The organism is Streptomyces sp. NPDC052396 (assembly GCF_044593195.1).
GTDB lineage: Bacteria > Actinomycetota > Actinomycetes > Streptomycetales > Streptomycetaceae > Streptomyces.
In genome coordinates, this window is the sequence record NZ_JBIUAW010000026.1 from 16,943 (window position 1) to 41,156 (window position 24,214).

At 75.5% G+C, this 24,214-nt stretch carries 2 protein-coding genes and 1 pseudogene; all 3 read left to right on the forward strand.

Going from position 1 to position 24,214, the window contains the following annotated elements; genetic code table 11:
- Positions 1-34 precede the first annotated feature (34 nt).
- On the forward strand, positions 35-10,813 hold the full coding sequence (locus ACIHFE_RS33610) for a type I polyketide synthase (RefSeq protein ID WP_400112733.1): 10,779 nt from the start codon (positions 35-37) through the stop codon (positions 10,811-10,813).
- 19 nt (positions 10,814-10,832) lie between these two features.
- Positions 10,833-17,357: a type I polyketide synthase gene (locus ACIHFE_RS33615; protein ID WP_400112743.1), complete on the forward strand. Its 6,525-nt coding sequence runs from the start codon at positions 10,833-10,835 to the stop codon at positions 17,355-17,357.
- 87 nt (positions 17,358-17,444) lie between these two features.
- Positions 17,445-24,179, forward strand: a pseudogene (locus ACIHFE_RS33620) (type I polyketide synthase); the annotation flags it as partial.
- Positions 24,180-24,214: the final 35 nt, after the last annotated feature.

Here is a 24,214-nt window from a genome sequence, read left to right on the forward strand (position 1 = left end):
CCGGCGGCAGCTCGACCAGTCCCTCGATCTCCGTGTGAAGGGCAGCACGTTCGACATGAGCAAGGACGACAAGACGCTCGACTACCTCAAGCGGCTCACCGCCGAGCTGGTCCAGACCCGTGAGCGCCTGCGGACCGCCGAGACGGCGAGCCGGGAGCCGGTCGCGCTGGTGTCGATGGCCTGTCGCTTCCCCGGCGGAGTGTCCTCGCCGGAGGAACTGTGGCGGCTGGTCGCCGCCGGCTCGGACGGGATCACCCCGATCCCCGAGGACCGGGGCTGGGACGCGGAGGGACTCTACGACCCGGACCCCGACCGGGTGGGCAAGTCCTATGCCCGGGAAGGCGGGTTCCTCGACGACATCGCCTCCTTCGACGCCGAGCTGTTCGGCATCAGCCCTCGGGAAGCCCTGGTGATGGACCCCCAGCAGCGGCTGCTGCTGGAGGTCTCCCGGGAGGCCCTGGAAGGGGCCGGCCTGGCCCCGTCCGCACTGGCCGGCAGCCGCACCGGGGTCTTCACCGGGCTGATGGGCAGCGACTACACCCCCCGACTGCCCGGCATCCTCACGGAGTTCGAGGGACAGCTGGAGATCGGACGGGCCGCCGGTGTCGCCTCCGGCCGGGTGGCCTACACCTTCGGCCTTCAGGGCCCGGCGGTCACCCTGGACACCGCCTGCTCCTCCTCCCTGGTGGCCCTGCACCTCGCCGTGCAGGCGCTGCGCAACCGGGAGTGCGACCTCGCCCTGGCCGGCGGGGCCACCCTGATGTCCAGCCCGGCCGCGCTGCTGGAGTTCAGCCGGCAGCGCGCGCTGTCCCCCGACGGCCGGTGCAAGGCATTCGCCGGGCAGGCGGACGGCACCGGGCTCGCCGAGGGCGTGGGCGTGGTCCTGCTGGAGCGCCTCTCCGACGCCCGCCGGCTGGGCCACCCGGTGCTCGCGGTGGTCACCGGCAGCGCCGTCAACCAGGACGGCGCCTCCAATGGGCTCACCGCCCCCAATGGCCCCGCCCAACAGCGGGTCATCCGGGCCGCGTTGGCCAACGCCGGACTCACCGGGGCCGAGGTGGACACCGTGGAGGCCCATGGCACCGGCACCACCCTGGGCGACCCCATCGAGGCCCAGGCCCTGCTGGCCACCTACGGCCAGGACCGGCCCGCCGAACACCCGCTGTGGCTGGGCTCGTTGAAGTCCAACATCGGCCACACCCAGGCCGCCGCCGGCATCGCGGGCGTGATCAAGACGGTGCTGGCGCTGCGCCATGGCACCCTGCCCCCGACCCTGCATGTGGACACCCCCACCCCGCATGTCGACTGGTCCGCCGGCACCGTACGGCTGCTGACCGAACCCCGGCCCTGGCCGGAGACCGGCCGCCCCCGGCGGGCCGGCGTGTCCTCCTTCGGGATCAGCGGCACCAACGCCCATGTGATCCTGGAGCAGGCCGAGGACCTTCCGGAAACCGGAGACCGGGAGCCGGACGCGGCACCCGGCCCGGTCCCCTGGGTACTCTCCGCCCAGACCCCCGGGGCCCTGCGGGCCCAGGCGGCCCGGCTGTGCGAACACCTGGCGGCCCACCCCGGCGAGCACCCGGCCGATGTCGCCCTCTCGCTGGCCACCACCCGGGACGCGCTGCGGCACCGGGCCGTGGTGGTGGGCAGCCGGTCCGCGGAACTGCTGCGCGGGGTGGCCGCGCTGGCCGCCGGGGAGCCCGCCGCCGGCCTGGCCGAGGGCACCGCCCGGGAAGCGGGCCGCACGGTCTTCGTCTTCCCCGGCCAGGGCTCCCAATGGGCCGGCATGGCCGCGGAGTTGTGGCAGTCCTCCGCCGTCTTCCGGGAGCGGATGGAAGCCTGTGCCGACGCCCTCGCCCCGTATGCCGACTGGTCACTGCGGGAGATGGTGTCCGCCCCCGCCGAGGACACCCGCTGGGAGCGGGTGGAGGTGGTCCAGCCGGTGCTGTGGGCGGTGATGGTGTCCCTGGCCGCCCTGTGGCGCTCGCACGGGGTGGAACCCGCAGCCGTGGTGGGCCACTCCCAGGGCGAGATCGCCGCGGCCTGTGTGGCCGGGGCGCTGTCCCTGGAGGACGGCGCCCGGGTCGTGGCCCTGCGCTCCCGTCTGGTCGCCGAACGGCTGGCCGGAGCGGGCGGCATGGTCTCGGTGGCGGCCCCCGTCGCCGAGGTCCGCGACCGTCTGGCCCGCCGGCCCGGCCGGCTGGCCGTGGCCGCCGTCAACGGCCCGTCGTCCGTGGTGGTTTCGGGCGACCCGGCGGCACTGGACGAACTGCTGGCCGACTGCGCCCGGGACGAGGTGCGCGCCCGGCGCGTGGCGGTGGACTACGCCTCCCACTCCCCGCAGGTGGAGGCCCTCCACCAGGACCTGCTGGCCGCCCTGGCCGGCATCCGCCCCCGCGCCGGGGACATCCCGCTGTACTCGACGGTCACCGGCGACGTCCTGCCGGGCGGCGAGCTGACCGGCGAGTACTGGTACCGCAACCTGCGGCAGACCGTCCGGCTCGCGGAGACCGTCGAGTGCCTGGCCATAGCCGGGCACGGCACCTTTGTGGAGTGCAGCCCGCACCCGGTGCTGACCCCCGGCCTCACCGAGACCCTCACCGCACTGGGCGAGGACGCGCTGGTGACCGGCACCCTGCGCAGGGACGACGGCGGCCCGGACCGCTTTCTGCGCTCCCTGGGCGAGCTCTACGCCCAGGGACGGTCCCCCGACTGGGAACGGGTCTTCGCCGGCACCGGCGCCCGCCGCATCCCGCTGCCCACCTATGCCTTCGACCGGCGCCGCCACTGGCTGGACGCCCCACGGCCGACGAGCGACGTCGGGGCGGCCGGGCTCACCCCGCTCACCCACCCCTGGTGGGCCGCCACCGCCGAACTCCCCGACTCGGGCGGCCTGTTGCTCACCGGGCGGCTGTCCCTGGAGACCCATCCCTGGCTGGCCGGCCACGCCGTGGACGGGACCGTCCTGCTGCCCGGCACCGCCTTCCTGGAGCTGGCGCTCCGGGCGGCCGAGCGGGCGGGCTGCGAGGGCGTGGCCGAACTGACCCTGGAGGCACCGCTGGTGCTGCCCGCCCGGGGCGCAATCCAGCTGTGCGCCATGATCGGCGCCGCCGATGACACCGGAGCCCGTCACCTCACCCTCCACACCCGGCCCGAGGACACCCCGGACGCGCCCTGGACCCGGCAGTCCGGCGGAACCCTCACCCGTATCGCCCGCCCCGCCGGCACCCCGCTGGAGGAATGGCCCCCGCCCGGCGCCGACCCCCTGCCGGTGGACCGGGTCTACCAGGACCTGGCGGAGCGTGCACTGGAGTACGGCCCCGCCTTCCGCGGCCTGCGGGCCGCCTGGCGCCGGGGCGAGGAGATCTTCGCCGAGGTCGCCCTCGACGAGGAGTACGACGGCGAGCACCACGGTGATGGCTTCGCCGTCCATCCGGCGCTGCTGGACGCCGCCTTGCACGCGGTGGCCGCCGATGACACCCGGACCGCCGGCCCCCGGCTGCCGTTCTCCTGGTCGGGCGTGGCCGTGCACGCCACCGGTGCCACCCGGCTGCGGGTACGCCTCACCCCGGCGGGCCCCGACGCGGTGACCCTGGAGGCGGCCGACGCCACCGGCGCCCCCGTCGCCTCGGTGGACTCGCTGGCCGTCCGCCCGGTGACGCCCGGCATGCTGAAGTCCGCCGAACCCGGGCCGGGCGCCCCCCTGTTCGCCGTGGACTGGATCCCGGCCCCCGCCCCGGCCTCCGGCCGGTCACGGACCTGGGCCGTGCTGGACGGCGCCGGGGAACTGGCCCCGGCCCTGGAGGCCGCCGGCCTGCGGGTGCGGCGACAGCCGGACCTCGCGGCGGTGGCCGCCGCACCCGAGACACCGGATGTGGTGCTGGCGACACTGGAGCCCTGCCCGGGCGAACTGCCCATGGCCACCCGCGAGATCACCGGCCGCGCGCTGGCCCTGGCCCAGCGGTGGACCGGCGACGACCGGCTGTCCGCCGCCCGCCTGGTCCTGCTGACCCGGGGCGCCGTCGCGACAGACGAGCGGGAGACGGCCGACCCCGCCCTGGCCGCCGCCTGGGGCCTGCTGCGCTCGGCCCAGGCGGAGCACCCGGACCGGCTGGTCCTGGTGGACTGGGACGGACAGCAGCCCTCGGCCGCCCTGCTGCCCACCGCGGCCGACGGCGAGGAGCCCCAACTCGCCCTGCGCGACGGGCAGCCGCTCGCCCCCAGGCTGCGCCGCCTGCCGCCGCCCGGCCCCGCACCGAGGGTGTTCGACGGCGAGGGCACCGTCCTGGTGGCCGGGGCGTCGGGCGTACTCGGCCGGGTCGTGACCCGCCACCTGGCCGCCACCCATGGCGCGCGCCGGCTGCTGCTGCTGGGACGGCGCGGCGCCGACGCACCCGGGGCCGCCGAACTCACCGGCGAGCTCACCGAGTTGGGCGCCTCGGTGCACTGGGCGGCCTGCGATGTGGCGGACCGCGCCGCACTGGCGGAGGTCCTGGCCCGCATCCCGGCGGAACACCCGCTGCGCGCCGTGGTGTACGCCGGCGGCCTGCTGGACGACGGCATGCTGTCCGCGCTGTCCCCGGACCGGCTGGATACCGTGTTCCGGCCGAAGACCGACGCGGTGGTGAACCTCCATGAGCTCACCCGCACCGCCGAGTTGACGGCCTTTGTGATGTTCTCCTCCGCCGCCGGCACCTTCGGCAGCGCGGGTCAGGCCGGCTATGCCGCGGCCAATGCCTTCCTGGACGCCTTCGCCGGTCTCCGGCGCTCGCTGGGGCTGCCCGCGCTCTCCCTGGCCTGGGGGCTATGGGCCCGGACCAGCGCGCTGACCGCCGGCATGTCGGACACCGACCGGGACCGGATGCGCCGCTCGGGAGTCACCGGCCTGTCCGGCGCGGAAGGCGTCGCCCTCTTCGACGCCGCCCTGGCCGCCGGACCGCCCGTGGCGGTGCCCACCCGCCTGGACCTGACGGCCGTCCGGGCCCGGGCCGCCACCGAGGGCGTACCCGCCCTGCTGCGCGCCCTGGTCCGGCCCCCGGCCCGGCGCGCCGGGGCCGGCACCGAGGGCACCTCCGCCCTGGGCCGCGAACTCGCCGCCCGCTCGCCCCAGGACCGTGCCGCGGCCGTCCTGGAGGCCGTCCGCTCCCAGGTCGCCGCGGTGCTCGGCCACGCGGGGGCGGCGGAGGTGGAACCCGGGCGCGCCTTCAAGGAGCTGGGCTTCGACTCGCTCACCGCCGTCGAACTGCGCAACCGCCTGGCCCGGGTCACCGGCCTGCGGCTGCCCGCCACCCTGGTCTTCGACCAGCCGACGCCACAGGCGCTCGCCGAGCACCTGCACGGCCGGCTCACCGGCGAGCGGCGGGAACGGCGGCCGGCGCTCCGTGGCCCGGTGCGCACCGATGAGCCGATCGCCATCGTGGGCATGGCCTGCCGCTTCCCCGGCGGTGTCGGCTCACCGGAGGACCTCTGGCGGCTGGTGGACGGGGGCGCCGACGCCATCTCCGCCTTCCCCACCGACCGCGGCTGGGACCTCGACCCCGGCACGTACACGGCGGAAGGCGGATTCCTGCGGGACGCCGCCCACTTCGACCCCGAGTTCTTCGGCATCAGCCCACGCGAGGCGGTGGCCATGGACCCCCAGCAGCGCCTGCTGCTGGAGATCTCCTGGGAGGCACTGGAACGGGCCGGCCTCGACCCCACGGCCCTGCGCGGCAGCCGCACCGGGGTGTTCGCCGGCCTGATGTACCACGACTACACCATGCGGCACGCCGCCGCCCCGGGCGAGGCGGCCGGCTATCTGGGCACCGGCGGCTCCGGCAGCGTCGCCTCCGGCCGGATCTCCTACACCTTCGGCTTCGAGGGCCCGGCCGTCACGGTGGACACCGCCTGCTCCTCCTCGCTGGTGGCCCTGCACCTGGCCGCCCAGGCGCTGCGCGGCGGGGACTGCGACCTGGCACTGGCCGGCGGGGTCACCGTGATGTGCACCCCCAGCGCCTTCACCGAGTTCAGCCGGCAGGGCGCCCTGGCCGCCGACGCGCGCTGCAAGCCCTTCGCCGCGGCCGCCGACGGCACCGTGTGGGGCGAGGGCGCCGGAGTGCTCCTGGTCGAACGCCTCGGTGACGCACGGCGCAACGGGCACCGGGTGCTGGCCGTGCTGCGCGGCTCCGCCGTCAACCAGGACGGCGCCAGCAACGGTCTGACCGCCCCCAACGGCCCCGCCCAGGAACGGGTGATCCGCCAGGCCCTGGCCGGCGCCCGGCTCCGGGCCTCGGATGTGGACGCGGTGGAGGCCCATGGCACCGGCACCACCCTGGGCGACCCCATCGAGGCCCAGGCCCTGCTGGCCACCTATGGCCAGGACCGGCCCGCCGAACGGCCGTTGTGGCTGGGCTCCGTCAAGTCCAACCTGGGGCACCCCCAGGCGGCGGCGGGTGTCGCCGGGGTCATCAAGATGGTGCTGGCCATGCGGCAGGGCATGCTGCCCCGCACCCTGCATGTGGACGCGCCCACCCCGCATGTCGACTGGTCCCAGGGCGCGGTGGAGTTGCTCACCGAGGCCCGTCCCTGGCCGGAGACCGGGCGGCCGCGCCGGGGCGCCGTCTCCTCCTTCGGCATCAGCGGCACCAATGCGCACATCATCCTGGAACAGGCACCGCCGGCGCCCGATGACGGCCCGCGCGCGCCCGTCCCCGACGGCCCGCTGCCCCTGGTCCTGTCGGCCAGGAGCGAACCGGCCCTGCGCGCCCAGGCCGCCCGGCTGCACGAGCACCTCACCGCCCGTCCGGAGCAGCAACTCCCCGAGGTGGCCGGCTCGTTGCTGACCACCCGGGCCGTGCTGGACCACCGTGCGGTGGTCCTGGCCGGCGGCCGGGAGGAGTCGCTGGCCGCCCTGGCCGCGCTGGCGGCGGGGCACGAGGACCCCGCCGTCGTCCGGGGGACGGCCGGCGACCCCGGAAAGACCGTGTTCGTCTTCCCCGGCCAGGGCGCCCAATGGGCGGGCATGGCAGCCGAGTTGTGGGATGCCGCACCGGCCTTCCGGGAACGCCTGACCGAGTGCGCCGAGGCCCTGGCCCCCCATGTGGACTGGGACCTGCTGGAGGTGGTCCGGGGCACCGCCGCCGAAACCTGCCTGGACCGGGTGGACGTGGTCCAGCCGGCCCTGTGGGCGGTGATGGTCTCCCTGGCCCACCTGTGGCGCTCCCATGGGGTGGAACCCGCCGCCGTGGTGGGCCACTCCCAGGGCGAGATCGCCGCGGCCTGTGTCGCGGGCGGACTCTCCCTGGCCGACGGCGCCCGGGTGGTCGCCCTGCGCAGCCGTGCCCTGACCGCCATCGCCGGACGCGGCGGCATGCTCTCGCTGGCCATCACCCCGGCGGAGGCCGAGAAGCTGGTGGCGGACCAGGACGGGCGGCTGTCCCTGGCGGCGGTCAACGGACCGGCGTCGGTGGTGGTTTCGGGCGATGCGGCCGCACTGGACGAGGTGCTGGCCCACTGCGAGCGGACCGGGGTCTGGGCCCGCCGGATCCCGGTGGACTACGCCTCGCACTCACCCCATGTCGAGGAGGTGCGGGAGCGTATCTCCCGCGACCTGGCGGAGATACGGCCGCGCACCGGCCAAGTCGCCTTCTTCTCCACGGTGACCGGCGCCTTCCAGGACACCGCCGGGCTCAACGCCGGCTACTGGTACCGCAATCTGCGCGAGCCGGTCCGCTTTGAGCCTGCCGTCCGGGAACTGGCCGGCCTGGGCTATGGCGCCTTTGTGGAGGCCAGCCCGCATCCGGTGCTCACCACCGCCGTCGGCGAGGTCCTGGCGGACCACCCCGGACGGCCCGGGGTGACGGTGGGGTCCCTGCGGCGTGGCGAGGGCGGCCCGCACCGCTTCCTGGCCTCGCTCGCCGAGGCCCACACCCGGGGCGTCGCGGTGGACTGGACGGCGCTCTGGGCCGGCCGCCCGCCCCATGCGGTGGAGCTGCCCACCTACCCGTTCCAGCGGCGCAGGTTCTGGCTGCCGGCCCCCGCCGCGTCCGGAGAGGTGACCGCGGCGGGACTCGGCCGCGCGGACCATCCGCTGCTGGGCGCCCGGCTGGAACTCGCCGACTCACCCGAGACCGTCCTCACCGCCCGCTGGTCCCTGGACAGCCACCCCTGGCTGGCCGACCACACCGTGGCCGGGACCGTGATTGTGCCCGGCACCGCCTTCCTGGAACTGGCCGCGCTGGCCGGGACCGAGACCGGCTGCCCCCAGATCCGGGAACTGATCCAGCAGGCCCCGCTGGTCCTCACCGAACGGGGCGCGGTCCGCCTCCAGGTCCGGGTCGCCCCGCCCGAGGAGGACGGCACCCGGCCGCTGGCCGTGTACTCCCGCCGCGAGGACGCGCCACCGGAAGACCCCTGGCTGTGCCACGCCCGGGGCGTCCTCACCACGGATACCCCGGCCCCGCCGCCCGCCCTGGACGGCGCCTGGCCGCCCCCGGGAGCCACGCCTCTCGAACTCTCCGACTTCTACCAGCGGATGGATGAGACCGGCCTCGGCTACGGCCCCGCCTTCCGGGGCCTGCACACCGCCTGGCGCCTGGGCGAGGAGATCTTCGCCGAGGCGGCGCTGCCGGAGGAGCGGCACACCGGGACGGACGGCTATCGCGCCCACCCCGCGCTGCTCGACGCCGCCCTGCACTCCTGTCTGCTGCGCGGCCGGCCGGACGGGACCGGGGAGGCGGCCATGCCCTTCGCCTGGAACGAGGTGGCCTTCCACCGCGACTGCGGCCCGGCGGTACGCGTCCGGGTCTCCCCGGGCGCCGCCCAGGATGTGTCGGTGGTGGTGGCGGACGCCGAGGGTGCCCCCGCGGTGACCGTACGGTCGCTGACGGCCCGGCCGGTCGCGGCCGGGCAACTGCGCGGCCACCGGGACGCGTTGTTCCAGCTCGCCTGGACGGCCGCCCCGTCCACCGCCACCGGCACCGCCGCCGGAACCTGGGCCGTACTCGGGGACGACGCCCCGGAGCTGCCCGGCCGCCGCTACCCGGACCTGCCCGCGCTGCGGGCGGCGGCCGAGACCGGAGCTCCGGCACCCGAGCTGGTCCTCGCGCCGCTTGACACCTCAGCCGGCGACCTTGCCGAACGCGCCCGCGAACTCACCTGCCGTGCCCTGGAGTTGCTGCAATCCTGGTTGGCCGGGGAGCACGAGGACACCCGGCGGCTGGTCATCCTCACCCGGAGCGCACCGGCCGCCCCGGACGGTGATCCCCCCGGGGACCCGGCGGCCGCCGCGGTCTGGGGCCTGGTGCGCTCGGCCCAGTCGGAGAACCCCGGCCGCTTTGTCCTGGCCGACCTGGACGGCCACCCCGAGTCCCTCCGGAACCTCGCCACCGCCCTGACCCTGGACGAACCCCAACTCGCCCTGCGCGCGGGCCGGATCCTGGTGCCCAGGCTGGAACGCGCCCCGGCGGCCGAGGAGGACACCGCCACCCGGTGGGACGCCCAGGGCACGGTGCTGGTGACCGGAGCCTCCGGAACCCTGGGCCGCGCCGTGGCCCGGCACCTGGCCGGCACCAGGGGAGTGCGCCATCTGCTGCTGGTGAGCCGGCGCGGCGGCACCACCGAGGAGGCCGCCCAACTGACCGCCGAGCTGGCCGCGTTGGACGCCAACGTGACCTGGGCGGCCTGTGACACGGCCGACCGCGAGGCCATCGCCGCCGTGCTGGCCTCGGTCCCCGGCCGGCACCCGCTGACCGCCGTGATCCACGCGGCCGGAGTGCTGGACGACGGCGTGATCCCGGCCCTGACCCCTGAGCGCGTCGACCGGGTGTTCCGGCCCAAGGTGGACGCGGTGCACCACCTCGACGAGCTGACCAGGACATCCGGTCCGGTGGCGCTGGTGGTGTTCTCCTCGGCCGCGGCCACCCTGGGCAGCGCCGGGCAGGGCAACTACGCGGCGGCCAACGCCTTCCTGGACGCGCTGCTGGCCGGCCGGCGCCGGGCCGGGTTCCCCGGGCTGTCGCTGGGCTGGGGGCTGTGGTCCGAGACCAGCGAGCTGACCGCCGGCCTGGGCCGGGCCGACCGGGCCCGGCTGACCCGCTCCGGCCTGCGGGGCATCTCCACCGAGGAGGGACTGGCGCTGCTGGACACCGCCCTGGCCATGGACCGGCCGCTGCTGCTCCCCATGCGACTGGACCTGTCCGCGCTGCGAGCCCGCACCGACACCCTGCCCCCGGTGCTGCGCGGGCTGGTGCGCACCCCCGCGCGGCGCGGCCCCGGCACGGCGGAGGGCGGTGCGGCACTGCGCCGCCGGCTGGCCGCCCTGACCCCGCCCGAGCGAGCACGCCAACTCCTCGGCCTGGTAAGGGCGGAGGCCGCCACCGTGCTCGGCTACCCGGCCGCCGAGGCGGTGGGCCAGGACCGGGCCTTCAAGGAACTGGGCTTTGACTCACTGACCGCCGTGGAACTGCGCAACCGGCTGTCCGCCGCGACCGGGCTGCGACTGCCCCCGACGCTGGTCTTCGACCATCCCACCCCGGGCGCGCTGGCCGGGCACCTGGACGGCCAACTGGCCCCCGGGGACGCGGAATCCGACGCCCAGCGCGACACCGAGCACCAAGTGCGCCAAGCCCTGGCCGGCATTCCGCTGGCCCGGCTGCGCGACGCCGGACTGCTCGACGCCCTGCTGGACCTCGCGGGCCGTCCGGCCGCCGCGGCGGCACGGCCCAAGGACGCCGAAACCGGCTCCATCGACCGACTGGACGCCGAGGGGCTGCTGGCCATGGCCCTGAACAACCAAGCACACCCCGAGACGGAGGACCACGATGCCGGCTGGTGACGAGAAGCTCGTCGAGGCACTGCGGGCCTCACTCAAGGAGATTGAGACCCTGCGCGCCCGCAACCGGGAGCTGATGGCCGCCTCCCGTGAGCCGGTGGCGGTGGTGGCGATGGGCTGCCGCTTCCCGGGCGGCGTCCGGTCCCCGGAGGACCTGTGGCGCCTGGTGGCCGGCGGAACCGACGCCATCGCGGCCTTTCCCACCGACCGGGGCTGGGACACCGAGGCGCTCTTCGACCCGGACCCCGGCCGGCCGGGCACGACCTACGCCCTGGAAGGCGGCTTCCTGGACGACGCCGCCGAGTTCGACGCGGACCTCTTCGGCATCAGCCCACGCGAGGCCGCCGCGATGGACCCCCAGCAGCGGCTGCTGCTGGAAACCGCCTGGGAGACCTTTGAACGGGCCGGGGTCAGCCCCGGTGCGCTGCGCGGCCGTCCCATTGGCACGTTCGTGGGATCCGTACTCACCACCAATGGCGCCGGTGCCGAACCGGCCGAGGGCAGCGAGGGACACCAGCTCACCGGCAGCGCCGCCAGTGTGCTCTCCGGCCGCCTCGCCTACACCTTCGGCCTGGAGGGACCGGCGGTCACCGTGGACACCGCCTGCTCGGCCTCCCTGGCCTCGGTGCACCTGGCCGTCCAGGCCCTGCGGCAGCGCGAGTGCACCATGGCCCTGGCCGGCGGCTCCCAGGTGATGACCACCCCGGGCATCTTCACGGAGTTCAGCCGGCAGCGCGGGCTGGCGGCCGACGGCCGGTGCAAGGCGTTCGCCGCCGCCGCGGACGGCACCGGGTGGGGCGAGGGCGTCGGCCTGGTGCTGCTGGAGCGGCTGTCCGACGCCCGGCGCAACGGGCGCCCGGTGCTGGCCGTGGTGCGCGGCTCCGCCGTCAACCAGGACGGTGCCTCCAATGGACTGACCGCCCCCAATGGACCGTCCCAGCAACGCGTGATCCGGCAGGCCCTGGCCGCCGCCCGTCTGTCGGCGGACCTGGTGGACGCGGTGGAGGCCCATGGCACCGGCACCACCCTGGGCGACCCCATCGAGGCCCAGGCCCTGCTGGCCACCTATGGCCAGGACCGGCCCGCCGAACGGCCGTTGTGGCTGGGCTCCATCAAGTCCAACCTGGGGCACACCCAGGGCGCGGCCGGCATCGCCGGCCTGATCAAGATGGTGCTGGCGATGCGGCACGGGGTGCTGCCCAAGACCCTGCACATCGACCAGCCCTCTCCGCATGTGGACTGGTCCTCGGGCGCGGTCCGCCTGCTTACCGAGACCCGGGACTGGCCGGACACCGGCCGCCCCCGCCGCGCGGCCGTCTCCTCCTTCGGCATCAGCGGCACCAACGCCCATGTGATCCTGGAGCAGGCCGCCGAGGACGAGCCGGGGGTACCGGACGCCGACGCCGACCGCCCGTCCGGCAAGACGCCACTGGTGCTCTCGGCCCGCGGCGACCAGGCCCTGCGACAGCAGGCGAGGCGCCTGGCCGGCCACCTGGCCGCCCGCCCCGCACTCCGGCCGGTGGACGTCGGCTGGTCCCTGGTGACCTCCCGGGCGACCCTCGACCGGCGCGCCGTGCTGTGGTCCGCCGACCGGGACGGCCTGCTGGACGGGCTCTCCGCCCTGGCCGAGGGCCGCCCCGCCGCCGGACTGACCCTGGGCCCGGCCGCCGAGGGCGCAACGGCCTTCCTCTTCTCCGGCCAGGGCAGCCAACGCCCGGGCATGGGACGCCAACTGGCCGCCGCCTTCCCGGTGTTCGCTGAGTCCCTGGACACGGTGGCCGGTCACCTCGATCCGCACCTGGACCGGCCGCTGCGCGAGGTCCTGTCTGCCGAGGAGGGGACGCCGGCGGCCGCGCTGCTGGAGCAGACCGCCTACACCCAGGCCGCGCTGTTCGCCTATGAAGTGGCCATGTTCCGCCTGCTCACCCACTGGGGGCTCACCCCCGGCCTGCTGCTCGGCCACTCGGTCGGGGAACTGGCCGCCGCCCAGGCCGCCGGAGTGCTGTCCCTGGAAGACGCCTGCGCCCTGGTGGCCGCCCGGGGCCGGCTGATGCAGAGCATGCCCGGCACCGGCGCGATGGTCGCCGTCCAGGCCACCGAGGCGGAGGTGCTGCCCCTGGTGGCGGCACACGCGGAGGAGATCTCCCTCGCCGCCGTCAACGGACCGGCGTCCGTGGTGGTTTCGGGGGCCGAAGGCCCGGTGCTGGAGGTCGCCGGGCACTTCAGGGAACAGGGGCGGCGGACCAGCCGGCTGCGGGTCAGCCATGCCTTCCACTCCCCGCAGATGAGCGGCATGCTCCAGGAGTTCGGCCGCGTCGCCGAACGGCTCACCTTCCACCCGCCCCGCATCCCGGTGGTCTCCAACCTCACCGGAGAGATCGCCACCGAAGAGCAGTTGTGCTCCCCGGAGTACTGGGTGCGCCATGCCCAGGCACCGGTGCGCTTCCACGACGGAATGCGCCGCCTCCTCGCCTCCGGGGTGCGCACCTTCCTGGAGGTCGGGCCGTCCGGGACACTGACCGCGATGGCCCAGGACTGCCTCGCCGGGGACCCGGCGGCCGCCGGCACCGTGGTGATCCCGGCGGCCCGGTCCGGCCGGCCCGAGGCCGACACCACCCTCGGCGCGGTGTCCCAGGCGTTCGTCCATGGCGCCCCGGTCGACTGGACCCGGTTCTTCGCCGACACCGGGGCCCGCACGGTGGAGTTGCCCACCTACCCCTTCCAGCGCCGGAGCTTCCCCTGGAGCCGGCCGGCCGCCACCGCCGAGGTGAGCGCCGCGGGCCTCGCCGGGCTCCGGCACCCGCTGCTGGGCGCCGCCCTGGAACTGGCCGACGCCCAGGAGGCCGTCCTGACCGGCCGACTGTCCCGCCGGACCGAGTCCTGGCCGGCCGACCACAAGGTCCTCGGCACCACACTGCTCCCGGGCACCGCCGTGGTCGAGATGGCCCTGAGCGCCGGCGCCCGGGCCGGCTGCCCGCGCCTGAGCGAGCTGACCCAGGAGGCGCCGCTGATCCTGCCCGACCGGGGCGCCGTCCACCTCCAGATCCGGGTGGGAGTGGCGGGCGAGCAGGGCCACCGCACGCTGGGGGTGTACTCCCGGCCCGAGGACGCCGCCCCGGGCGAACCCTGGACCTGCCACGCCCGCGGCGCGCTCGCCCCGGGTTCCGCCACCGCACCCGCCCCCGCCGGTGCGGCCTGGCCGCCCGCCGGCGCCCAGCCCGTCCCGCTGGACGGCTTCTATGAGCGCCTGGCCGGCCAGGGCTTCGAATACGGCCCCGCCTTCCGCGGCCTCAACCGGGCCTGGCGACTGGGCGAGGAACTGTTCGCCGAGCTGGCGCTGCCACCCGGCATCCGGGCCGGGGCCGGCGCCTATGCCGTCCACCCGGCACTGCTGGACTCCGCACTGCACCTGGCCCTGCTGGACGGGGAACCGGCCGACCGCTCCCGGCTGCGGGTGCCCTTCGCCTGGCAGGACGTCTCCTGCCACGGCGGCGGTGCCCCGGCGCTACGCGCCCGGCTGGCCCCGGCCGGGGCGGACACGGTGTCCCTCACCCTGTGGGACGAGCAGGGCGCCCCAGTGGCCTCGGTCGGCTCGCTGGTCACCCGCCCCGTCTCCGCCCAGCAACTGCGTGCCACCCGCACCCAGGACACGCTCTTCCATGTCAACTGGGTGGCGGACAAGGCCACTTCGGACCCCGACCCCACCGCGGCCCGCGTGGTTCTCGGGGACGAGGCGCTGGCCGGCGCCCTCGCCGTCCCGGCGTTCGCCGACCTGGACGCCCTGACCGCCGCGCTCGACTCCGGCGAGGTCATACCCGAGGTGGTGATACTGCCCTGCCGCCCGGGGGACCACACGGACCCGACCGGTGCCGCACGGTCTCTGGCCGGCCAGGTGCTTCGCGTGATGCGTCAATGGCTGAAGGACGACCGGCTGCGGGCCGCCCGGCTGGCCGTGGTGACCCATGGCGCCCTGCCCGTCACCGCCGCCGGAGAACCCGGAGAAGCCGGAGAACCCGCGGCAGCGGTCACCGACCTGGCCGCCGCCGCGCTCTGGGGCCTGGTGCGCTCCGCACAGTCCGAGCACCCGGGCCGGTTCATCCTGGCAGATCTGGATGACCACCCCGGATCCACGGCGGCCCTGCCCGGAGCACTGTCCGGCGACGAGCCCCAACTCGCCATACGAGCCGGGGCGTTGCTGGTGCCCCGGCTGGCCCGTGGCATCCCCGAGGGCAGTCTGGTGCCCCCGCCGGGCCCGGGGGAGTGGCGGGTGGAACTGGCCGGCGGCGGCACGGTGGAGGACCTGGTCCTCGCCCCGTGCCCGGCGGCCGCCGCGCCCCTGGCGCCCGGGCAGGTCCGGGTGGCGGTGCGTGCGGCCGGGCTGAACTTCCGGGATGTGGTGATGGCCCTGGGCATGGTGTCCGACCAGCGGGCGCTGGGCGGTGAGATCGCCGGAGTGGTCACCGAGGTGGGGCCGGAGGTGACCGGACTCGCCCCCGGCGACCGGGTCTTGGGGCTGGCGGCCGGCTGCCTGGGCCCGGTCGCGGTGGCCGACCACCGTCTGCTCGCCCGGATGCCCCGGGACTGGTCCTTCCCCCAGGCCGCCGCCGTCCCCGTCACCTTCCTCACCGCCTACCACGGCCTGGTGGATCTGGCGGGGCTGCGGCCGGGGGACAGGGTGCTCATCCACGCGGCGGCGGGCGGCGTCGGCATGGCCGCCGTCCAGCTCGCCCGGCACCTGGGCGCCGAGGTGTTCGCCACGGCCGGCCCGGCCAAATGGGAGACCGTACGCGGGCTGGGTGTGGACGAGGCGCATCTCGCCTCCTCCCGTACCGGAGAGTTCGAGACCCGGTTCGCCGCGGCCGGCGGTGTCGATGTGGTGCTCAACTCCCTGGCGCGGGAACTGGTGGACGCCTCCCTGCGGCTGGTGCGGCCGGGCGGCCGGTTCATCGAGATGGGCAAGACCGATATCCGCGACGCCGGCCGGATCGCCGACGACCACCCGGGGGTCGCCTATCGCGCCTTCGACCTGATGGACGCCGGACCCGAGCGCATCGCACAGATGCTGGCGGAGATCCTGGCGCTGTTCGAGCAGGGCCGGCTGGCGCCGCTGCCGGTACGGACCTGGGACGTCCGGCAGGCGCCCGCCGCCTTCCGCCACTTCGCCCAGGCCCGGCACATCGGCAAGATCGTGCTGACCATGCCGCCGGTCCGGGACCCCGAGGGCACCGTCCTGATCACCGGCGGCTCCGGGGCGCTGGGCACCGAGGTGGCCCGCCACCTGGTCCGTACCCACCAGGCCAGGCACCTGCTGCTGGCGAGCCGCCGTGGGCCGGACGCCCCGGGCACGGCGGAACTCACCGCAGAACTGGCCGCGTTGGGCGCGTCTTCGGCCCGGGCCGTGGCCTGTGACCTGGCCGACCGGGCCGCGGTGGCGGAACTGCTGGCCGCCATACCGGACGGGCACCCGCTGACCGCCGTGGTGCACACCGCCGGAGTGGTGGACGACGGAGTCCTGGAGTCCATGACACCGGAGCGGATCGACACCGTCTTCCGGCCCAAGGCGGACGGCGCCTGGCACCTTCATGAGCTGACCCGGGACCGGGACTTGGCCGACTTTGTCCTCTTCTCCTCCGCCGCCGGCACCCTGGGCGCCGCCGGGCAGGCCAACTACGCGGCCGCCAACGCCTTCCTGGACGCCCTGGCCGCCCACCGCCGCGACACCGGCCTGCCCGCCGCCTCGCTGGCCTGGGGCCTGTGGTCCGCGACCGGGGGCATGGGCGGCGGACTGGCCGGGGCCGACCTGGAACGGGTGTCCCGCTCCGGTGTGGCCGGCCTGTCCACCGAGGACGGCCTGGCACTGTTCGACGCGGCCCTGGCCACCGAACGGCCGGTATGGCTGCCGGTGCGGTTCGACACCCGGGCGCTGCGCACGGCCGCCGAGCAGGGGGCCGTACCGCCGCTGCTGCGCGGCCTGGTCGAGGCCCCGGCGGTGCGGGCGCAGGAGGCGCCGGCCGGGGCGGCGGACGCCCTGCGCCAACGCCTGACCGCCCTGGCACCCGAGGAACGGCACCCGGCCGTACTGGAGTTGGTGCGCGGCCAGATCGCCATCGTCCTCGGCCACCCGAACCCGGACGGCGTGGATGCCCAACGCCCCTTCAAGGACCTGGGGCTGGACTCGCTCACCGCCGTGGAACTGCGCAACCGCCTGGGCGCCGCGACCGGTCTGACCCTGCCCAGCACCCTGGTGTTCGACCACCCCACACCGGCCGCGCTGACCGACACCATCGAGGCCGAGCTGCTGGCCGGCCTGGGCTCGCCGGCCGACCCCTTCCTGGCCCGCCTAGACGACTGGGCGGCCGGGCTGGCCGCCGCACCGCTGGACGAGGAGGAACGGGGGCAGGTGGCGGCCCGGCTGCGGGCGCTGGCCCAGCGGTGGGAGGAGACAGCGCCCGCCCAGGCCGCCGGGACGAGCGTCGCCGACGAACTCGACCTGGCGACCGACGAGGAAGTCATCGACTTCATCAGCAATGAACTCGGCATCTCCTGACCGCCCGGCGCCCCGGCACGAGCGGACCGCGATGGCCTCTGAGGCTTCTGTGACTTCTGTGACTTCTGGACGAGGTGTTTTCGGATGGTGACGGACGACAAGCTGCGCTACTTCCTCAAGCGGGTGACCGCCGACCTGCATGAGACGCGCGGCCGCCTGCGGGAGCTGGAGGAGGCGGCCGGAGAACCGATCGCGGTGGTGGCGATGGGCTGCCGCTTCCCGGGCGGCGTCCGGTCGCCGGAGGACCTGTGGCGCCTGGTGGTCTCCGGACAGGACGCCATCACGCCCTTCCCCGCGGACCGAGGCTGGGACGCCGAGGACCTCTATGACCCGGACCCCGACCGGTTCGGCAAGAGCTGCGCCCGGGAAGGCGGCTTCCTCGACGATGTGGCCTCCTTCGACGCGGCCCTGTTCGGGATCAGCCCGCGCGAGGCCCTGGCACTGGACCCCCAGCAGCGCCTGCTGCTGGAGGTGACCTGGGAGACCTTCGAACACGCCGGCCTCGCCCCGGCCGCCCTGCGCGGCAGCCGGACCGGGGTCTTCGTCGGCACCAGCAGCCAGGAGTACGCGCTGCTGGTGCAGAACGCCCGGGAGAACTTCGAGGGTTACTCGACCGGCTTCCTGGCCAGTGTGATGTCCGGCCGCCTGGCCTACACCTTCGGCCTGGAAGGCCCGGCGGTCACCGTGGACACCGCCTGTTCCTCCTCCCTGGTGGCCCTGCACCAGGCCGCCCAGGCGCTGCGCGCCGGCGACTGCTCCCTGGCGCTGGCCGGCGGGGTGGCGGTGATGGCCACGCCCAGCATGTTTGTGGAGTTCAGCCGGCAGCGCGGGCTGGCGCCGGACGGCCGGTGCAAGGCGTTCGCCGCGTCGGCGGACGGCACCGGCTGGGGCGAGGGCGTGGGGCTGCTGCTGCTGGAGCGGCTGTCCGACGCCCGGCGCAACGGGCATCCGGTGCTGGCCGTGGTGCGGGGCTCGGCGGTGAACCAGGACGGTGCCTCCAACGGCCTGACCGCGCCCAACGGCCCCGCCCAACAGCGGGTGATCCGGCAGGCGTTGGCGGCCGCCCGGCTGGCGCCGGACCAGGTGGACGCGGTGGAGGCGCATGGCACCGGGACCCGGCTGGGCGATCCCATCGAGGCCCAGGCCCTGCTGGCCACCTACGGCCGCGACCGGCCCGCCGAACGCCCGCTGTGGCTGGGCTCGTTGAAGTCCAACATCGGCCACACCCAGGCCGCGGCCGGTGCCGCCGGTGTGATCAAGATGGTGCTGGCGATGCGCAAGGGCGTCCTGCCGCCCACCCTGCACATCGATGCGCCCACCCCGCATGTGGACTGGTCCTCGGACGCGGTGCGCCTGCTGACCGAGGTCCGTGACTGGCCGGACACCGGCCGGGCGCGCCGCGCGGCGGTGTCCTCCTTCGGCATCAGCGGCACCAACGCCCATGTGGTGCTGGAACAGGCGGAACCGGATGGCTTCCCGGCCCCCGCCGAGCCGCCGGTGCCGCCCGCCGGGACGATGCTGCCCTGGGTGGTCTCCGCGCGCAATGACCGGGGGCTGCGGGAACAGGCCGCCCGGCTGCGCGACCATGTCCGTGCCCGCCCGGAACTCTCCCCGGCCGGCATCGGCCACTCCCTGCTGGTCTCGCGCACCCTCTTCGACCACCGGGCCGTGATCCTGGCCGGGGAACGGGAGGAGTTCCTCGCCGGCCTGGACGCGCTGGCCGAGGGGCAGGGCGCGCCCGGCGTGGTGACCGGCATCGCCGCCGAGGGGCGCAGGCCGGTGTTTGTCTTCCCCGGGCAGGGGGCCCAATGGGCGGGCATGGCCGCCGAGTTGTACCGCGACTCGGCCGTCTTCCGGGACCGCCTGCGTCAGTGCGCCGAGGCCGTGGCACCCCATACCGGCTTCTCGCTGGTCGATGTGGTGTGCGGCGCGGAGGGCGCCGCCTCGCTGGACCGCGTCGATGTGGTCCAGCCGGCGCTCTGGGCCATGCTGGTCTCGCTGGCCGAGCTGTGGCGCTCCCACGGGGTGGAACCCGGAGCCGTGGTCGGCCACTCCCAGGGCGAGATCGCCGCCGCCTGTGTGGCGGGCGCGCTGTCGCTGGAGGACGGGGCGCGGATCGTGGCCCTGCGCTCACGGCTGATCGCCGAACACCTCTCCGGCCGGGGCGGAATGGCCTTCCTGGGCCTGCCCGCCGACCGGGCCCGGCCGTGGCTGACCCCATGGGAGCCGCGGTTGGGTATCGCGGCGGTCAACGGCCCGTCCTCGGTGGTGGTTTCCGGGGACGCCGAGGCGCTGGACGAACTGCTGGCCGCCGCCGAACAGCAAGCCATCCGGGCGATCCGGGTCGCGGTGGACTACGCCTCCCACTCGGCCCATGTGGAGTCACTGGAGACCGAACTGCTGTCGGTGCTCGCCGGAATCACCCCCCGGGCGGCCAGGATCCCGTTCTTCTCCACGGTCACCGGCGCCCTGGCCGACACCTCCGGCCTGGACGCCGCCTACTGGTACCGCAACCTGCGGCAGACCGTCCGCTTCGACCCCACCGTGCGCGGGCTGCTGGCCGCCGGACACCGCGGCTTTATCGAGGTGAGCCCGCACCCGGTGCTGGCGGTTTCGGTACAGGAGATCCTGGACGCCGCCGCCACCGAGGGCGTGGTGCTCTCCTCGCTGCGGCGCGGAGAGGGACACCTGAGGCGGTTCCTCACCTCCGTCGCGGAAGCACAGGTGCGCGGCATACCGGTGGACTGGTCATCCCAACTCGGGCCGTGCGGAGGGCTGGTGGACCTGCCCACCCATGCCTTCCAGCGCCGCCGCTACTGGCTGGACGCCCAGCCCACCGCCCCGGCCCCGGAAGCCGAGGAGAGCGCCGCCACCCTGTTCCGGCAGCGCCTGGTGGAACTCCCGGACAGCGAACGGGAACGCGCGGTGCTGCGGACGGTCTGCGAGAATGCCGCCGTGGTGCTCAACCTGTCCTCGGCGGCGGAACTCGACACCACCCGGGCCTTCACCGACCTCGGCTTTGTCTCCATGACCGCCATGGAACTGCGCAACCGGCTGGCGACCGCCACCGGGGTCCGCCTCAGCCCGGCGGCGGCCTTCGACCACCCCACCCCGGAACGGCTCTCCGCCCACCTGCTGGCCCGACTCACCGGGGGCCAACTCACCGGGGAGCGTGCACAGTCGGGCGATCCGGCGCCCATGGTGCCCGTCGCCGGTGAGCCGATCGCCATTGTGGCCATGGGCTGCCGCTACCCGGGCGAGGCGACCTCCCCCGAGAAGCTGTGGGACCTGCTCGCCTCGGGACGGGACGCCACCTCCTCCTTCCCGGCCAACCGGGGCTGGAACACCGAGGACCTCTACGACCCCAACCCGGGCCGGCCGGGGCGGACCTATGTCCGCCGGGGCGGATTCCTGCATGACGCCGACCGGTTCGACCCCGGACTGTTCGGGATCAGCCCGCGCGAGGCCCTGGCCATGGACCCCCAGCAGCGCCAACTGCTGGAGGTGGCCTGGGAGGTGTTCGAGCGGGCCCGGCTGGCACCCGCCGCGGTGCGGGGCAGCCGCACCGGGGTGTTCATGGGCATCAGCGGCCAGGACTACCTGCCGGTGCTCACCGCCACCGAGGACGGCGGCGCGGGCCATCTGATGACCGGCACCTCCACCAGCGTCGCCTCCGGCCGGATCGCCTACACCTTCGGCCTGGAAGGCCCGGCCATCACCGTGGACACCGCCTGCTCCTCCTCCCTGGTCGCCCTCCACCTGGCCGTCCAGGCCCTGCGGCAGGGCGACTGCACGGCGGCCCTGGTGGGCGGGGCCACGGTGCTGTCCACCCCGGGGGCGTTTGTGGAGTTCAGCCAGCAGCGGGCCCTGGCGCCGGACGGGCGGTGCAAGGCATTCGCCGCCGGCGCCGACGGCACCGGCTGGGGCGAAGGCGCCGGAATGCTGCTGCTGGAACCGCTGTCCGCGGCCCGCCGCGCCGGCCACCCGGTCCTGGCCCTGATCCGGGGCAGCGCCACCAACCAGGACGGCGCCAGCAACGGCCTCTCCGCGCCCAACGGCCCCGCCCAACAGCGCGTCATCCGCCAGGCGTTGGCCAACGCCGGTCTGGCCGCCCGGGATGTGGACGCCGTGGAGGCCCATGGCACCGGCACCGCCCTGGGCGACCCCATCGAGGCGGAGGCCCTGCTGGCCACCTACGGCCAGGACCGGCCGGCCCAACGCCCGCTATGGCTCGGGTCATTGAAGTCCAATATCGGGCACACCGCCGCCGCGGCCGGCGTGGGCGGCGTGATCAAAATGGTGCTGGCGATGGACCGGGGCGTGCTGCCGCCCACCCTGCACGCGGACGACCCCACCCCGCATGTGGACTGGTCGGCGGGCGCGGTGGAGCTGCTGACCGAGTCACGGCCCTGGCCGGACACCGGCCGGCCGCGCCGGGCCGGCGTCTCGGCCTTCGGCATCAGCGGGACCAACGCCCATGTGGTCCTGGAACAGGCGCCGGCGGAAACCGCCGAGGGCGAGCGGCAGCCCGCGCATCCGCCGGCCGCCGTGCCGGTTGTGCCCTGGACGCTGTCCGGCCGGACCGCCGCCGCCCTGCGGGCCCAGGCCGGCCGGCTGCACCGGTTCCTGGCCGACCGCCCCGCCCTGGGGCCGGCCGATACCGGGCGCTCCCTGGCGGCCACCCGGGCCCCGCTGGAACACCGCGCGGTGCTGCTCGGGCAGGACCGGGACGAACTGCTGGCCGGGCTGGCGCTGCTGGCCGCCGACGACAAGGCCCCAAGCCTGGTCCGGGGCACCGCCCGCGCCCGGGGCAGGGCGGCCTTCCTGTTCCCCGGCGGAACCGGCCCCTCGGGCGGGCCGGCCGGGGAGCTCTACCTCCGGGTGCCGGCCTTCGCCTCGGCCGTGGACGAGGTGGGCGCCGCCTTCCGGGCCCGGCTGGACCGGCCGCTGGGGGAACTGGTCGCCAAGGGCGGGATACCGGCGGACCCGGTGCTCGTCCGGGTGGTGCGCTTCGCCGAGCAGGTGGCACTGTTCCGGTTGCTGGAGCACTGGGGAACCGTCCCCAGTCATCTGCTGGGCCACCGGCTGGGCGAACCGGCCGCCGCCCACTGCGCGGGCGCGCTCACCCTGGACGACGCGGCGGCACTGCTGCTCGCCCTCGGGTCACCGGAGGACGACATCCGCCGCACCGTCAAGGAACTGGCCTTCCGGGCGCCGCGCATCCCCCTGGTCTCCAGCCGCACCGGCCGCCCGCTGACCCCGGAGGAACTCCGCTCTCCCGACCACTGGACCGCCCTGGCCCGGGAAAGCGCCATCCCCGCCGAGGGGCTGCGGTGGCTGCTGGTCGACGGAGTGCACGACTGCCTCCGGCTCGGCCCGGACGACACCGCCGAGGCCCGGGACGAGGCCCTCGGCCAGGCCCTCGGCCAGGCCGCCGAGGACGGACTCGTCCTGCTGCCGGACCGCCGGCCGGACGAGTCCGGGGCGAGCGCCCTGCTGCACTCCCTGGCCCGGCTCCATGTCCGGGGCGTCCCGGTGGGCTGGGAGCGGATGCTCGCCGACTGCGGCGCCCGCCTGGTGGACCTGCCCACCTATCCCTTCCAGCACCAGCGCTACTGGCCCGGACAGGCCGCCCTGCCCGCCGCCGGGAGCCGCGCCAGGGAGCGGCAGGACACCGAAGGCGGACGGGAGTTCCGGCAGCGCCTGGCGGCCGCGTCCGACGAGGAGCGGGCACCGCTGGTCGCCCAGCTGGTGCGCACCCAGGTCGCGGCCGCCCTCCGGCTGGCCGGCCCGGACCCGGTGGAGGACGGAACTCCCCTTCCCGAGCTGGGCTTTGACTCACTGACTGCGGTGGACCTGCGCAACCGGCTGGGCGCGGCCACCGGCCTGCGCCTGCCCCCCGCCCTGGTCTTCCAGCACCCCACCGTCACCGCCCTGACCCGGCACCTGGTGGACCAGTGGACGGCCGCCGGCCCGGCCGGACCCGACGGGCAGAACGGGGCGGCCGGGACGGGCGGCGACGGAGCCCGGTCCACCCTGGGGCCCCTTCTCGCCCGGGCCGGCGAACAGGACCGTACCGAGGAGTTCCAGGAGCTGATGCGGCGCGTCGCCGCGTTCCGCCCCGCCTTCGACACCCCGTCGCCCGAGCACCGGATACCCCCCGTCCGCCTCAGCCGAGGACCCGCCGGCCCCGCGCTGGTCTGCTTCCCCACCTTCGCCGGCGGCTCCGGGGCCCAGCAGTACGCCCGGCTGGCCGCCGCCGCCCGCGGCGAACGGGACCTATGGGCCTGCCCGGCGCCCGGCTTCGACTGGCGGGAACCGCTGCCCGCCTCCGTGGACGCCCTGGCCCGTCTGCAGGCCGATGGCGTCGAGGAGTGCGCCGACGGCAAATCCGTGGTCCTGCTCGGTTATTCGGCGGGCGGCTGGATCGCCCACGCCACCGCCGCCGCTCTCGAAGAGCGTGGCACCGTCCCCAACGCCGTGGTGCTACTGGACAGTTACTGGCCCGGCAGTGCCATGCTCGCCCACCTGCACGCCCTTGTCGACCGGGACCGCAGGGCCGGTTCGCCGGACGCCCGCTGGACCGAGGACATCCGCGACGACGCCGCCCTGACCGCCATGGCGCACTACTCCCGGCTGTTCCAGGACTGGCGCCCGGCACCGGTCAGCGCGCCCACCCTGCTCCTGAGGGCCTCGCAGCCGGCCTTCGAGGAGCCGCCGGCCGACTGGCGGGCGCACTGGCGGCTGCCGCACACCGCCCTGGACACCCCCGGCACCCACTTCTCTCTCATCCGCGAACACAGCGAGTCCGCGCTGCGTTCCCTTCACCCCTGGCTCAGCGGCCTTCAGCAACAGGA